Annotated in this window: 14 protein-coding genes and 1 tRNA gene; 10 read left to right on the top strand and 5 right to left on the bottom strand. The window is 30.2% G+C overall.

The features are described 5' to 3' along the window. Positions 1 to 22: 22 nt before the first annotated feature. Positions 23 to 718 carry a Crp/Fnr family transcriptional regulator gene (locus U9R42_11110; protein MEA3496574.1) on the bottom strand — a complete coding sequence of 232 codons (696 nt, stop codon included), beginning with the start codon at positions 716 to 718 and terminating at the stop codon, positions 23 to 25. A gap of 265 nt (positions 719 to 983) precedes the next feature. Here U9R42_11110 and U9R42_11105 point away from each other — a divergent pair, with 265 nt between their 5' ends. Continuing rightward, the gene (locus U9R42_11105) at positions 984 to 1,676 is read left to right on the top strand and encodes a Crp/Fnr family transcriptional regulator (protein ID MEA3496573.1); all 693 of its coding nucleotides are present in this window, start codon (positions 984 to 986) and stop codon (positions 1,674 to 1,676) included. 166 nt (positions 1,677 to 1,842) lie between these two features. Here U9R42_11105 and U9R42_11100 read toward each other — a convergent pair whose 3' ends face one another. Beyond that, positions 1,843 to 2,523 (bottom strand): Crp/Fnr family transcriptional regulator, encoded by a 681-nt coding sequence (locus U9R42_11100; GenBank protein MEA3496572.1) that lies wholly within the window; start codon positions 2,521 to 2,523, stop codon positions 1,843 to 1,845. 132 nt (positions 2,524 to 2,655) lie between these two features. Between U9R42_11100 and U9R42_11095 the strand changes: the two genes are divergently transcribed. The 9 genes from U9R42_11095 to U9R42_11055 all read left to right on the top strand — a co-directional run bounded on the left by U9R42_11095 (position 2,656) and on the right by U9R42_11055 (position 9,407). Beyond that, on the top strand, positions 2,656 to 3,081 hold the full coding sequence (locus U9R42_11095) for a DsrE/DsrF/DrsH-like family protein (protein ID MEA3496571.1): 426 nt from the start codon (positions 2,656 to 2,658) through the stop codon (positions 3,079 to 3,081). 50 nt (positions 3,082 to 3,131) lie between these two features. Then, positions 3,132 to 3,383, top strand: coding sequence for a sulfurtransferase TusA family protein (locus U9R42_11090; GenBank protein MEA3496570.1), 252 nt, complete (start codon positions 3,132 to 3,134; stop codon positions 3,381 to 3,383). Between the two features lie 5 nt (positions 3,384 to 3,388). After that, positions 3,389 to 3,793: a hydrogenase iron-sulfur subunit gene (locus U9R42_11085; protein ID MEA3496569.1), complete on the top strand. Its 405-nt coding sequence runs from the start codon at positions 3,389 to 3,391 to the stop codon at positions 3,791 to 3,793. Between the two features lies 1 nt (position 3,794). Then, positions 3,795 to 5,084 (top strand): CoB--CoM heterodisulfide reductase iron-sulfur subunit A family protein, encoded by a 1,290-nt coding sequence (locus U9R42_11080; GenBank protein ID MEA3496568.1) that lies wholly within the window; start codon positions 3,795 to 3,797, stop codon positions 5,082 to 5,084. A gap of 2 nt (positions 5,085 to 5,086) precedes the next feature. Beyond that, positions 5,087 to 7,039 (top strand): CoB--CoM heterodisulfide reductase iron-sulfur subunit A family protein, encoded by a 1,953-nt coding sequence (locus U9R42_11075; GenBank protein ID MEA3496567.1) that lies wholly within the window; start codon positions 5,087 to 5,089, stop codon positions 7,037 to 7,039. 13 nt (positions 7,040 to 7,052) lie between these two features. Further along, entirely contained in the window at positions 7,053 to 7,322 is a 270-nt protein-coding gene (locus U9R42_11070; GenBank protein MEA3496566.1) for an ArsR family transcriptional regulator, read from the top strand. Positions 7,323 to 7,327: 5 nt separating this feature from the next. Then, positions 7,328 to 8,392, top strand: coding sequence for a 4Fe-4S dicluster domain-containing protein (locus U9R42_11065; protein ID MEA3496565.1), 1,065 nt, complete (start codon positions 7,328 to 7,330; stop codon positions 8,390 to 8,392). A gap of 187 nt (positions 8,393 to 8,579) precedes the next feature. Next, entirely contained in the window at positions 8,580 to 9,326 is a 747-nt protein-coding gene (gene fabG / locus U9R42_11060) for a 3-oxoacyl-[acyl-carrier-protein] reductase (GenBank protein MEA3496564.1), read from the top strand. Between the two features lie 6 nt (positions 9,327 to 9,332). Then, a tRNA-Pro gene (locus tag U9R42_11055) sits at positions 9,333 to 9,407 on the top strand. Positions 9,408 to 9,718: 311 nt separating this feature from the next. Here U9R42_11055 and uvrA read toward each other — a convergent pair. The 3 genes from uvrA to U9R42_11040 are packed head-to-tail and all read right to left on the bottom strand — an operon-like array spanning position 9,719 to position 14,269. Beyond that, entirely contained in the window at positions 9,719 to 12,595 is a 2,877-nt protein-coding gene (gene uvrA / locus U9R42_11050) for an excinuclease ABC subunit UvrA (protein ID MEA3496563.1), read from the bottom strand. Between the two features lie 44 nt (positions 12,596 to 12,639). Continuing rightward, on the bottom strand, positions 12,640 to 13,551 hold the full coding sequence (locus tag U9R42_11045) for a lytic transglycosylase domain-containing protein (GenBank protein MEA3496562.1): 912 nt from the start codon (positions 13,549 to 13,551) through the stop codon (positions 12,640 to 12,642). 25 nt (positions 13,552 to 13,576) lie between these two features. Beyond that, on the bottom strand, positions 13,577 to 14,269 hold the full coding sequence (locus U9R42_11040) for a hypothetical protein (protein MEA3496561.1): 693 nt from the start codon (positions 14,267 to 14,269) through the stop codon (positions 13,577 to 13,579). Positions 14,270 to 14,469: the final 200 nt, after the last annotated feature.

Below are 14,469 nucleotides of genomic sequence, written 5' to 3'. Positions count from 1 at the left end.
TCCTTTTTATTTATTGTTTATTCTAATTTGAGGCTGTCATTTTAGCCATTTCCTTTAATCCGTTTATATCACATATCCTAATTCTCGCACTATTAAGATGAATTAATTTTTTAGATTTAAATTCATTCAAATATGATTTTAACTTCTTTTTCTTTACCTGAGAATAATTTGCTAAATCCTTCTTTAATATTTCTATTTTATTTGATTTAAATTTAGAATTTAGTAGCAAAAGTGAATGTGCTAATCGTTCTTTTTCTGGCTTACCATTAATAGACATAATACCATTATATGTTTCACTTGATAAATTGCTAATATTTTTTATGAATTCATAACAAATATCAGAATGATTTTTTAATATTTTAGTGAAATCATCTTTTGCTATAACACAAAAAGTGGAATTTTCAATAACAACAGCCGAAGTAACATAATTATTCCCTACAACTGCACTCTTTACTCCTAAAAAATCTCCAGCTGTAGCAAATTTTATTATTCGTTCATTATTATTATCATCAGTTATTAATATTTTAACCTTTCCTTCAATTAAATAAAATATTTCTTCAGGTTTTGTGTTTTGACAATATAATACATGATTCTTTTTATAAAACTTGATTTTTTTGCTTTCACATATATTAATAATATCATCAATTATATGTTCGTCAAAACAGGGATGTGAAGTATTTTCCCGACTTTTAATTTTTAATTCCTCTGTCTTTTCCATAATACTTGTAATTTTATAAATTAATTAAATAAATTAACTAATACAAATGTAGAATGAATATCTATTCAAATAATAATGGCAAGCACTGTAATATCTCTTAAAAATAGAAGCAAAAAGGCGTAAATATCTACAATATACTAAGCATTGGAATATGACAAATGTCATACTAAAAGAAGTAATAATACATTTAATAAATGAATGTTTAATATTTAAATAGTGATTACATTTGTAGTTATATTAATGAATATCATAAATTAAAGAACAAATGATATCTTCTTCAAATTCAAAAACAACAAATTGTCTTGAATGTAATTACAAATCTGATTGTTTTAAAAAACTTATTCAATCGGAACTTGAATTTATTTCAAAAAACAAAACCCAAATTAAATACCAAAAAGGAGAAACTATATATAAAGAAGGAACTTTTTCATCTGACATTATGTATATAGTAGATGGTTCTGCTCAAAAATATATTGAAGGTACAAATAAATTCATTTTAAAAATTCTACAGAAAAATGAATTTATTGGATTACCATCTTTATTTTGTTCTAAAGAACATTGTTTTTATTCAGTTTCAGCAATAACTGATACAACTGTCTGTTTAATAAAAAAAGATAAGTTTAAAAAATTATTAACAACTAACAGTATTTTTGCACAAGAAGTAATAAAATGGTATTGTAAAGATGATGAATATTATTTTAATAGATTTAAAAGCATTAGTAATAAAAATATGCATGGGCGTTTAGCTGAAATTCTTTTATATTTAAACAATAACGAAAACTTTATTAAAACAGCTTGTATCACAAGAAAATTTTTAGCTGAATTTGCTGGTATTTCTGTTGAAAGTACTATTCGCATTTTATCTTCATTAAAAAAAGATAAAATTATTTACACTAATGGAAAATCAATTAAAATTTTAAATATTAAATCTTTAAAGCAAATTAGTGAAAACGGTTAATCTCTTCATAAATATAGCCACGTTTTACAATTATTTATTAAGGAAACTTAATAATTACTTTCGTTATTTACCAATCTAATATTATTTTAAATGTGTTAATGATATGCTTCGCAACTCAAGAAACGAAGATAATGAATCAATAGAGGTCTCCTTAACTAATTTAGAATTATCCCCTTTGAGCAATTTTAAGAAGACGATTCTTATCTAAAATTTCAATTCTCTTTCCTTTTAAATTAATAATATTATCTTTATGAAACTCCGAGAGCACTCTGCATACTTGTTCTCTTGAAGAACTAATTAAATGAGCAAATTCAATACGTGATAAAGGAAGAATAAATTCAGGTTTTCCATAAATATTAGTAGCAAAGTTAAGCAAAGCATCTGCAACTAATCCTCTGGAATTTTTTTGTGTTTTATGAAAACAGTTCTGAAAGTTTGCAAGTTCATTTTTACACATTTTCAAAATTATTTCATAAGCAAATTCTTTATTAGTTTCAATTAGTGTTTTAAAAGTGTCAATACCAATAAAACAAACTGAACAATCTTCAATGGCAGTAGCGGAATATTGGTTTACTTTGTCTCCAAGTGTAGTTGGAATACCAATATAATCGGGTGATTTAGCTAATTTAATTATTTGATTTTGATTAGTGGTTCCAATCATATGCAATTTAACTAATCCCGTTTTCAGATATGCAATATTAAGAGAAAAAGCACCTTGTTTAAAAATGATGTCTCCTTTATTAAAACTAACATCAAGACAATTATCGGTTAATAAAGATAATTGGTCATCATCTAAAGTGCTTACAGCAAAAGAGCGGAATTTACAGCTAATACATTCAAATTTCATAGGACAACATTTGCATCAAATATAATAATATTTGATATAAATCACAAAGCAAAGTAACATACTACACAATAAATATAGATAAAGATTTTTTATCTAATTTTACTTTTGTGTCATAATTAAAAATCAAATATTATGGAAAATAAAAAAATGTGTCTCGGTCTTTTTTCAGGAGCTGTTGATAAATTAACAGCAGCCGGAGTAATTCTTAGTGGAGCAGCAGCCGATGATATGGATGTTGATATTTATGTTTTTATTCAAGCAGCCAGAGTCTTTAAAAAAGATGTAGGTGATGATGCATCTAAGCTCTCAATGTCGGAATGCCCTGAAAGAAAAGAAGAATTTTTAAAAGCTACAAAAGAATTAAATGTAAGTACATGGCTTGAATTTTTTGAAATGGCAAAAGAAATGACAAACGTAAAAATTCATGTTTGTGGTCTTGCCGGGAAAATTTGGGGTGCTGAAAAATTAGATGACTTTGTTGATATTGTTGATGATATTGTAGGAATTGGAGAATACATAACAGCAGCAGAAGAAGCAGATTTTCATTTATTTATATAATTACTTACAAATTAATTAAATCAATTTTTAAACAATTAAAAAACAAAATTATGACAGAAGAAGAATTAAAAGGATTAACAGTTGCAAAATCTGTTGATGCAAGAGGGACAGCATGTCCTGGTCCATTATTAGCTGCAAAAAAAGCTATTGGAGAATTAGGTTCAGGAGATATTATGGAAATACTATCTGCCGATGAAGGAACAAGAAAAGATATCCCTAAGTGGGCAAATAAAAAAGGCCATGAATATATGGGTACCTTAGAAGAATCCGGATATTTTAAAATATTTATGAAAAAAGGATAAATATTATGGAAACTAAAAATAATAATAGTGTTCCCAAAATATTGGTTTTTTCAACAGAAAAAATATCAGACCCTGCAATAGATCTTGCAGGGTTATTAAAACTTCATTATCCTGCAACTGCTTATACCATTGATATACCTTGTTCAAGTGCAATAAAACCAAGATGGATTTTACATGCTTTTGAAAAAGGTTTTGATGGAGTTTTTATTGCAGCTGACGGAACAGATTGTCCTTATGGAGAATCTTGCTCTGAAAAAACAGCAAAAATAATGAGTGATACCCAAAAAATGATGAAAGAAAAAGGAATTGATCCTGTAAGACTTAAAATGGCTGCAATTTGTTCAATTTGTGCTGAAGCCTTTGTAAATCATGTTAAAAGTTTAGCAGTAAATCTATCTAAATCTAAATAAAATGTTGGAACAAGAAAAAAATTATGATGTTCTGGTTATTGGTGGTGGAATTGCCGGTATTGAATCAGCCCTCAAATTAGGAGACATGGGATACAAAATACTTTTGGTAGAAAAAGATGCAACAGTCGGAGGACATATGATACTGTTAAGTAAAGTATTTCCTACCTTAGATTGCTCTGCATGTATTACTACTCCAAAAGTTTCTGAGATTGCACGACATCCAAATGTAACAATAATTACAATATCTGAAGTACAGGAAATTGAGAAATTAGGTGAAAAGCGATTTTCAGCAAAAATTCTTGAACATCCTCGCTATGTAAAAGAAAACTTATGTACAGGTTGTCAGGAATGTGAGCGTGTATGCCCTTCTTATACTGATGATCAATATCAATTAAGTCAAGTAGCTCGAAAAGCAGTTTATATCCCTTTTGATATAGCAAGTCCTAGAATTGCTTTGATTGATATAGAAAATTGTATTCTCTGCGGTGCATGTGAAAAAGTTTGTGCACCTGAAGCTATTGACTTTACTCAAGAAGAAATAATTACAGAAATTGAAGTAAAATCAGTTGTTGTTGCAACAGGATTCCAATTATTTGATCCAACTATTATCGAAAGGTATGGATATGGAAAATATAAAAATGTTGTTACATCAATGCAAATGGAACGTCAATTAGCACCTACCCGTCCTTTTAATACAGTAATGCGTCCTCAAGATGCAAAAGTACCTGACAATATTGCCTACGTACTTTGCACTGGTTCAAGAGATAATAGAGTAGGAACTCCAATTTGTTCGCAAATTTGTTGTATGTATTCCACAAAACAATCTCAATTGTTGATGGGAGCATTACCAATGGCAGATGTAAGCATTTATTACTTACATATAAGAGCTTTCGGAAAAGGTTTCTGTGAATTTTATCAACAAACCGTAGGAATGGGTGTTGAATTCATTAAAGGAAAAGTTGGAAAAATAACAGAGAAACCTAATGGTAATTTAATTTTACGTTATGAGGATATTGAAACAGGGAAAGTAAAAGAAACAGAACACGATATGGTAGTTTTATCAGTAGGTGTTCTTGCTAACCCTGAAATAACAAAAGTATTTACAAAACAAAAATTAGAAATAGATCCTTATAGTTATATTCATCAAAGTGATGAACTAGCTAATCCTGCAAAAACTTCTATTGACGGAGTATTTGTTTCAGGAACAGCTTCAGGTCCTATGGATATACCGGATTCAATAATGTCAGCTGCTACAGCAGCATCTGGAACCTCAAACTATATAAAACATTAATCATGAAAAAGAAAAAAATAGGAGTTTATATATGTCATTGTGGTGGTAACATTTCCGACTATGTTGATGTTGAAAAAGTTAAAAATTCAGTTAAAGATGAGGAAATAGTATTTCTTGCAACAACAACAATGTTTGCTTGTGCCGATTCGGCACAAAAGGAAATTGAAAATGATATAAGAGATAATAATCTTGACGGATTAGTAGTTGCTTCTTGTTCTCCAAAATTACACTTAATAACATTTAGAGCTGTTGCAGATAGAGCAGGATTAAATCCTTACAATTATGTTCATGCAAATATTAGGGAGCAATGCTCATGGGCACATTCTGACGACAAAACCGGGGCTACCGAAAAAGCTATTCAATTAGTAAAAGGTGCCATTAAAAGAGTTTACGAATCAGAAGCTCTTGAACAAATTACAATACCTGCCGAAAAAGTAATGGCAGTTATTGGTGCAGGAATTGGTGGAATGAGAACAGCTTTAGATCTCTCAAGTAATGATATTGAAGTATATCTTATTGAAAGAGAATTTTTTGTTGGAGGCAGAGTAGCTCAATTAGGTGAACTCTATAATACAGAAGAAACAGGTAAAGAACTTGTTACACGCCTTTATAATGAAGTAAAAAAACGCAAGAACATAACACTTTTTACTGGAGCAGAAGCAATTGAAAAATCAGGAAGTATCGGCAATTTTGAAATAAAAGTTAGAATTAATCCTCGATACATAAAAGAAACTTGTAGCACCGAATCATTAGAAAAAGCCATAGAAGTTTGTCCTGTTGAAGTATTAGACGAATTTAATTATGGGCTTAACAAAAGAAAAGCTATTTATAAAAACTATGATAGTGAATATCCTCAATTACCTACAATTGACATGGATAATTGTACAAAATGTGGTGAATGTGAAAAAGTTTGTTCGGAAATTGATTTCTCAATGAAAGAAGAAATCTTACCATTAAAAGTTGGTGGTATTATTTTAAATACAGGATTTAATTCTTATGAACCTAAAAAAGGTGAATTTGGCTATGATGAAATAGAAAATGTTATTACTTTACCTCAATTTTCACGTTTAATAGAATTACAAAAGGATAATAAAAACTTTGTTTACAATAAGAAAAAAATAAAAAATATCGCTTACATATATTGTGTTGGAAGTCGCCAAGCCAATATCCCTGATGGAAACAAGTATTGTTCAAGGTATTGTTGTACTTCAAATATTCATAAAGCTATTTTAGCAAAAAAATATTTCCCTGAAATCAATAATTTTCATTTTACCAGAGGTATAAGAACTTATGGTAAACAGGAAGTTTTTTATGACGAATCATCAAAACAAGGAGATATTTATTTACAATCATACATTGATCATTTACCTGAGGTAAAGCAAAACGGTAATAGGATAACAGTCAAAATCATTGATTATCTTACTTCAAATAAAGAAATGGAAGTTGATACAGATTTAGTTGTTCTTGTTACAGGAATGGTTCCAAGAGAAAATAAAGATTTAGTTAATGTTTTTAAAGTTCCTTTAGGACGTGATGGATTTTTTAATGAAATACACATGAAATTGCGACCTGTTGAAACTGTCATAGATGGAGTTTACATTGCAGGTGCATCTCAAGCACCAAAAAATATAATGGAAACAATGTCATCATCATCATCGGCAGCAGCGGCAGCAAGTGCAGTACTCTCTAAAGGCGAACTTTCTTTAGAGCCTACATTAGCAGTTGTTGACCCTGATGCTTGTAATTGGTGCGACAAATGTACAGAAGCATGTCCTTTTAATGCATTTACCAAAGTTGAACATCAAGGAAAACAAGTTGCACTAGTTATTGAAGCTAATTGTAAAGGTTGTGGAATGTGTTTACCTGTTTGTCCAACAAATGCAATAGATTTAATAGGATATACAGATAATGAAGTTGAGTCTTTAATAGATGGACTTATGCAACAAGATAAATAAAAAATAATTTATAATGGTTACAAAAACAATTGAAATAATTAAGAAAAAGAGAACAGTTTCTGATGAACTGAAAGCAAAGCAGAAAGAATATAGACAACTTAAAAAGCCTATAATTACTGCTCTTAAAGAAGGACCAAAAACAATCCCTCAGATAGTTGAAGAAACAAAATTATCTCTTGAAACTGTAACATATCATTTAATGACACTCAGAAAATTCGGAAAAATTGAAGCAGGAGAAGTAGATGATATGGATGAATACTATTTTTATAAATTGAAAAAATAAATAAAATGGGTAAAATAAATCCAGAATTTACAAAAGAAATAAAGAAATACGGTGGCTTTGACCTTAATGCATGTTATAATTGTGGTAACTGCACTGCCGTTTGTTCACTATCTACCGAGGATGATTCTTTCCCAAGGGAAATGGTACGATTTAGTGTATTGGGCTTGGAAGATGAAATGAAAGCATCCCTAAAACCATGGTCTTGTTATTATTGTGGCGAATGCAGTGAAGCATGCCCGCGAGAAGCAAATCCCGGAGAACTTATGATGTCTCTTAGAAGATGGCTTTCCTCAAAATATGATTGGACAGGCTTAGCAGGTATTTTATACAAATCACTTCCTGTATCAATCATTGCTTTCGTCATTCTTGCAATTGCTGTTGTTGTATTTGGAGCTTATGAAAACTTTGACCCTGAAAAAGTTATGCACTTCGGTCATACTTTTGAAATAATTTCAATTGCTGCAGTATTTTCTATTATTCTTATGCCAAATATTATTCGTATGTGGTGGTTTACAATTCTAAAGCCCAAAACAAAAGTACCTATAATAGCTTATATCAAAGGAATATGGGAATTAGTAGTTCACATGTTTACACAAAAAAGAGCATTAGGATGTGATGACAACCAATTCCGTTGGTTCGAACATTTTATTCTTGTTCTTGGATATTTAGCTTTACTGTTTACAACAGTTGTACTGGATTGGTTTGGAACAGAAAATATGTTTATCATTATTTTAGGTTATGTTGAAAGTGCAGTAATATTTATTGTTACAATTGATTTTATGTCAAGTCGTATTAAACAAAAAAAGGAAATAAGTAAATTCTCACAACCAGCTGACTGGTTTTTTGTTATCTGGTTATTTTTAATGGGATTTACAGCTTTTATTGTTAGAATTTTAATTGATACAGATTTAATTGAAAACTCTATATGGGTGTATTTTATTCACTTAACTGTTCTTGTACAATGGGCATTAATAATTGTACCATTTGGTAAATGGACTCATTTCTTATATCGTTCATTTGCAATGTATTTTCAAAATTTAAAAGAACTCTCAAGTAACACAAAGAAATAAAAACTAAAGAAAGATTCTCTTTAATTCCGGATTACGATTGTTTTCGTAATCCGGTTTTTTTATGAAACATTTTAAGCAAAATTGAATTATATTAAAAGTCATTTCGGGATTATTCAATCAAGAGTTTTTCATTATTTTTTTTTTCGTATTTTCGCATTTTTTAACAGATGCTAATTAAAAGAATAATATGAAATTATTGGAAGGAAAAACAGCACTTATTACCGGTGCCTCAAGAGGTATTGGAAAAGCAATTGCCATTGAATTTGCCAAAAATGGAGCAAACATAGCTTTTACAGACATACAGCGAGACGAGAACATGGAAAAAACCGAAAAAGAAATTGCTGACTTTGGAGTAGAAGCTAAAGGATATGCTTCTGATGCTAGTAGTTTTGAAGGTTCTGAAAAAACAGTCAATGAAATTCTTAAAGACTTTGAAGCAATTCACTTTCTTGTTAATAATGCAGGAATAACAAGAGATAATCTGTTAATGCGAATGACAGAAGACCAATGGGATACAGTAATTAATATAAACTTAAAATCTGTATTTAATTTAACAAAAGCATTGTTACGTTCATTCTTAAAGCAAAGAGAAGGCTCAATTATTAATGTTGGTTCTGTAGTAGGATTAAGTGGTAATGCCGGACAATCAAATTATTCAGCTTCAAAATCAGGAATATTTGGCTTTACAAAATCCATAGCACAAGAAATAGGTTCAAGAAATATTCGCTGTAATGCTATAGCTCCCGGATTTATTGAAACTGAAATGACAGCAAAACTTAAGGATGACGTAAAAAAAGATTGGATAAAAACAATTCCACTAAGAAGAAGCGGACAACCTGAAGATGTTGCAAAACTATGCGTATTTTTAGCTTCCGATTTATCGTCTTATGTAACGGGACAGGTAATTAGTGTTTGCGGTGGAATGCATACATAAAATATTCGGGGTGTAGCGCAGCTCGGTTAGCGCGTTTGACTGGGGGTCAAAAGGTCGGGAGTTCAAATCTCCCCACTCCGACTAAGAAATTGTGGCAAATGAAAAAATGAGTTTTGCCACGAATAAAAGAATGAAAATTTGCCACTAATACACGAATGAAAAAATGAGTTTTATCGCGAATAAAAAATGAAGTTTTGCCACGAATAAAAGAATGAAGATTTGCCACGAATACACGAATGAAAAAATGAAGTTTTGCCACGAATAAAAGAATAAAGATTTGCCACGAATACACGAATGAAAAAATGAGTTTTATCGCGAATAAAAAAATGAAGTTTTGCCACTAATACACGAATGAATATTAGCGAATTATGGGTTTTTCAAATTCAATAACATTATTTTGTATTAATCTTTGTTCTTGCCTTTATCCCTAACTCCTCTTTCAAATATTTTGCTGTATAACTTTTTGTTATTTGAGAAACTTCTTCGGGTGTTCCTTCGCAAATAATTTTACCTCCACTTTCTCCTCCTTCAGGTCCGAGGTCAATGATGTGATCGGCAAGTTTTATTACATCAAAGTTATGCTCTATAATTAAAACTGTATTTCCCTTATCAACAAATTTATTTAATACATTCATAAGCATTCTGATGTCTTCAAAATGCAAACCGGTTGTTGGTTCATCAAGGATGTAAAGTGTTTTTCCTGTGTCTCTTTTTGATAATTCAGCTGCAAGTTTTATTCGCTGTGCTTCACCCCCACTTAGTGTTGTAGATGCCTGCCCTAAAGTAACATATCCCATTCCCACATCTACCAATGCTTTTATTTTTCTTTTAATTTTAGGAATATTTTCAAAAAAATCTAATGCCTGATTATGGGTCATGTTCAGCACATCATTTATTGATTTTCCTTTGTATCTCACTTCAAGGGTTTCCCTGTTGTATCTTTTCCCCCTGCATTGTGTACATTTAACATAAACATCAGGTAAAAAGTTCATTTCAATGGTTTTAATGCCTGCACCACGGCATTCTTCACATCTGCCTCCCTTTACGTTAAAAGAAAATCTTCCGGGCTTATATCCTCTAATTTTAGCCTCCGGTAATTGTGTAAACAATGATCGGATAAGAGTAAAAACACCTGTGTAAGTTGCAGGATTAGACCTTGGTGTTCTACCAATTGAACTCTGATCTATTTCAATAACTTTGTCTATATTTTCAATACCTTTTATTTTTTCATAATCAAGAGGTTTTACTCTGCTTTTGTAAAGAAAATTTTTTATAATCGGGTACAATGTTTCATTTATAAGCGATGATTTTCCACTACCTGAAACTCCTGTAACACAAATAAGTTTAGCAAGTGGAAGCCTTAAATTTATATTTTTTAAATTATGACCTTTTGCGGATATTAATTCTATAAAATCCCCGTTTCCTTCTCTCCTTTTTTTAGGAATTTCAATTTTTTTAGTTCCATTTAGATAGTCTGCTGTTATAGTTTTTGCTTTAAATATATCCTTTGATTTTCCGCTAAAGCAAATATTACCACCATGTCGTCCTGCTTTAGGTCCCAAATCAACAAGGTAATCTGAGGAAAGCATCATTTCTTTATCGTGCTCAACAACAAACACACTATTCCCGACATTTCTAAGTTCTTTAAGTGCATTAATTAGCTTATAATTATCTCTTTGGTGTAAGCCAATACTTGGCTCATCAATGATGTAAGTAACATTAATAAGCTGAGAACCAATTTGAGTTGCAAGTCTTATTCGCTGTGCCTCTCCACCAGATAATGACATAACCGGGCGGTTAAGAGAAAGATAGGTTAGACCTACCTCCAAAATAAAAGATATTCTTGTTTTTATTTCTTTTAATAATTCCGAGGCAATAAGTTTTTGTCTTCCTTTAAGTTTACTTTCTAACCCAATTATCCAATCATTAAATTCATCAATTTGCATTGATGCAACTTCATGAATATTTTTATTATCAATTTTAAAATATAATGCTTTTTCTTTAAGTCTAGAACCATGACATTCAGGACACTTTATGCGAGAAACGAATTCTCTGAGTTCTCTCTTTAAATAAGAATATTCGTTGTCTTCAATAATTTGTTCGTATCTGCTTATTATTCCATCGAATTTAATATCAACTTCCGTAAAGAAATCAGACATGATAGTAATTTCTCTGTTGCTACCATAAAAAAGCTCATTTAAAAAAGCCTCTGGAAGTTTGTTCATTGGCAAGTCCAAATTCACTTTATATTTATTTGCCAATGCTCTGATTACAGGTTTTATTAAAGAATCATTTTTGTTATCAATAATTAATAATCCACCGGCTTTAATACTTTTACTCTCATCAAGAATAATACTTTTTTTGTCAACATTGTAAATAAATCCTATTCCGTTACATTCGGGGCATGCACCATAAGGTGTGTTAAAAGAAAAAGTATTAGGTTGTGGTTCATCATAAGAAATTCCGGATTCAGAACACATCAAATTTTTACTAAAATACTGAGGTTCTTCATTCTCTTCTTTAAGTAATAGCAGATTCCCTTTGCCTTCTTTTAAAGCAAGTTGTATTGATGATTTTAACCTTCCGAAACTTTTTGAATTTATTGTTAATCTATCTACTACAAGTTCAATATCGTGAATGCTGTATCTCGCTACTTGCATTTGTGCTTCAATATCTCTTATCCTTCTGTCAATTCTTATTTTGGTAAAACCTTTTTTGCGATATTGTTCAAACAATTCCCGATAATGTCCTTTCCTTGACCGTACTAAAGGTGCAAGAAGTATTACAAAAATCCCCTGATATTTTTCAATTATCGTTTGAACCAATTGGTCTTCGGTATATTGTATCATTTTTTTACCTGTAACAGAAGAATATCCATCTGAAGCACGAGCATAAAGCAAACGTAAAAAATCATATATCTCTGTAATAGTACCTACTGTTGATCGCGGATTTTTGTTTACTGTTTTTTGTTCAATGGAAATTACAGGACTTAGTCCATCAATTTTTTCAACATCAGGTCTTTTCATCTCTCCTATGTACTGTCGTGCATAGGATGCAAATGTTTCCATGTACCTTCTCTGCCCTTCGGCAAATACGGTATCAAAAGCAATTGATGATTTACCACTGCCACTTAATCCTGTAAAAACAACAAGTTTATTTCTTGGTATCTGTAAGTCAATATCTTTCAAATTGTGCTCTCTTGCACCATAGATATTTATTTTTCCATCTTCTTTATAAATGAAGGTATTATCCGATTTTTCCTTTTTCACTCTTTATTGTTGTTTTTTATCACAGAACTTTTAAACATCAATTTTTATTCTGCTAAAGGTAATTTGATTTTATAGGTTTTTCTACTTGAATTTGGAAGCTTAGATTTTTTAAGCCACGGATTAAGCACTTTTAATTTTCTATATGTAATATTATTTTGTTTAGCAAAACTGTAAAGATCATTAATTGTAGTATCAATAATTATTGTTTTGGTTTTAAGAGGTTTGTAAAGTTGGTATTGCTTAAAGTGAAATCCGTATTTAATAGGATGTTCTAAAATTTCTTTAACAGCAAGTAACCTAAAAATGTATCTGCTTGTTTCTGTATTCAAATACATATCATAAAAATTACTCACACCTTGATGAGAAATTTGCCATTGAACACCTGCCACTCCCATGTTGTAAGACGCAGCTACAAGTGTCCAATTATCAAATTTTTTATAAGCCTCCTTAAAATATTTGCATGCAGCAATTGTGGCTTTCTCAACATTGTATCTTTCGTCAATATATTTATTTACTTCAAGTCCGTATTCTCTTGCTGTTCTACCCATAAACTGCCAGTAACTAGCTGCTCCCGAAGGAGATGTAACATGCATAAGTCCGCTTTCAATAAGGGTAATATATTTTAAATCATCAGGCAAATCATTTTCTTCAAGTATTTTTTCTATTAATGGAAACCACTTATTTGCTCTTTTAAAAAATAATAATGTTTGTGATTGCCAATATGTATTCACTAAAATTTCCCTATCAAGCCTTTCACGAACATCTTCAATATCCATAGGCACTTGTTCTCCTGCAAAATCAATTTTATCCGGAAGGTCAATAGCATAAATACGGTAATCGTCATTAAATTCATTAATAGTTTTTACCTTTTCGTTTTCGCTACTCGAAATAAAAAGTTTGGAAGTAAATAAAATTATTGCAAAAATTCCTGCAATGTAAATTACTTTTTTAATCATATCTGATTATTGATTTTTAGAAAATTTATAATTTTAAAATATCTCTTAGTTTATTAGCAGCCAATCCATATTTAGGGTAAATCTCCAAAGCTTTTTGATAATGATTTATTGCTTCAGCTTCTTTTCCATTAACCTCATTATATGAACCTATAAAATAATGTGCTACAGCCTTAACAGGAATTTCTATAATTTGTCCGTTAGGTAGTTTGTAGGAATAAAGGTCAGTTTTACTTCTTGGACTATTAATAATTGTTTCAACTACTTTTTTACCATAACTAACATTTCCTGTATTAAAACTTTGAACAGCAATTTCGTAAAGGTATCTGGTGTTTTTGTCTATTTCAAAAAGCTTGGAATAAACATCAACTGCTATTTGTGCTCTCCTGATATTTGCAGCAGTTTTTCCTCTTATCTCAAGCATTTCAATATTTTCAGGTTTTTGTTCAAGAATTTTTCCTGACAAATTAAATGCACTTTGTTGGTTGCCAATCTGAAGATATAAATTTGTAAGAGTATCCATTAATCCCAGATTATTTGTGTCTCTTGACAAAAGAGATTGAATTGAATAAATTGCAGAATGAACATCTGCTGTTTCAAAGGAATTTTCTAATATCAACCTATCATGTGTATTCATTTTTTGATCAAAATTATTTTTTGAATTACATGATAATAAAGCTGTTAAAACTATAAAAAGAAAAATCACATTAACTATTTTCATAATAAAATCTTTTAGTTTTTAAAAATAGCAAAGGTAGTTTTTTTTGTGCTATAAAAAATGATAATTGAACTTAAAATACTCAAGTTTCGCATTTGAATATAAAGAATTGATATTCGGAAACTTATTAAATGTCGAGTTGTGATAACATAAAGAAAATCAATAGTATAATAATTCCATAATGAATTGTTTCATACTTTGTG

It is taken from the genome of Bacteroidota bacterium, from assembly GCA_034723125.1.
GTDB lineage: Bacteria > Bacteroidota > Bacteroidia > CAILMK01 > JAAYUY01 > JAYEOP01.
This window is presented reverse-complemented; position numbering and strand designations above follow the sequence as displayed.

What these genes read in the sequence shown, in the direction of transcription:
- U9R42_11110 (MEA3496574.1), bottom strand. Translation starts at nt 718, where the DNA reads ATGGAAAAGACAGAGGAATTAAAAATTAAAAGTCGGGAAAATACTTCA.
- U9R42_11105 (MEA3496573.1), top strand. Translation starts at nt 984, where the DNA reads ATGATATCTTCTTCAAATTCAAAAACAACAAATTGTCTTGAATGTAAT.
- U9R42_11100 (MEA3496572.1), bottom strand. Translation starts at nt 2,523, where the DNA reads ATGAAATTTGAATGTATTAGCTGTAAATTCCGCTCTTTTGCTGTAAGC.
- U9R42_11095 (MEA3496571.1), top strand. Translation starts at nt 2,656, where the DNA reads ATGGAAAATAAAAAAATGTGTCTCGGTCTTTTTTCAGGAGCTGTTGAT.
- U9R42_11090 (MEA3496570.1), top strand. Translation starts at nt 3,132, where the DNA reads ATGACAGAAGAAGAATTAAAAGGATTAACAGTTGCAAAATCTGTTGAT.
- U9R42_11085 (MEA3496569.1), top strand. Translation starts at nt 3,389, where the DNA reads ATGGAAACTAAAAATAATAATAGTGTTCCCAAAATATTGGTTTTTTCA.
- U9R42_11080 (MEA3496568.1), top strand. Translation starts at nt 3,795, where the DNA reads ATGTTGGAACAAGAAAAAAATTATGATGTTCTGGTTATTGGTGGTGGA.
- U9R42_11075 (MEA3496567.1), top strand. Translation starts at nt 5,087, where the DNA reads ATGAAAAAGAAAAAAATAGGAGTTTATATATGTCATTGTGGTGGTAAC.
- U9R42_11070 (MEA3496566.1), top strand. Translation starts at nt 7,053, where the DNA reads ATGGTTACAAAAACAATTGAAATAATTAAGAAAAAGAGAACAGTTTCT.
- U9R42_11065 (MEA3496565.1), top strand. Translation starts at nt 7,328, where the DNA reads ATGGGTAAAATAAATCCAGAATTTACAAAAGAAATAAAGAAATACGGT.
- fabG (MEA3496564.1), top strand. Translation starts at nt 8,580, where the DNA reads ATGAAATTATTGGAAGGAAAAACAGCACTTATTACCGGTGCCTCAAGA.
- U9R42_11045 (MEA3496562.1), bottom strand. Translation starts at nt 13,551, where the DNA reads ATGATTAAAAAAGTAATTTACATTGCAGGAATTTTTGCAATAATTTTA.
- U9R42_11040 (MEA3496561.1), bottom strand. Translation starts at nt 14,269, where the DNA reads ATGAAAATAGTTAATGTGATTTTTCTTTTTATAGTTTTAACAGCTTTA.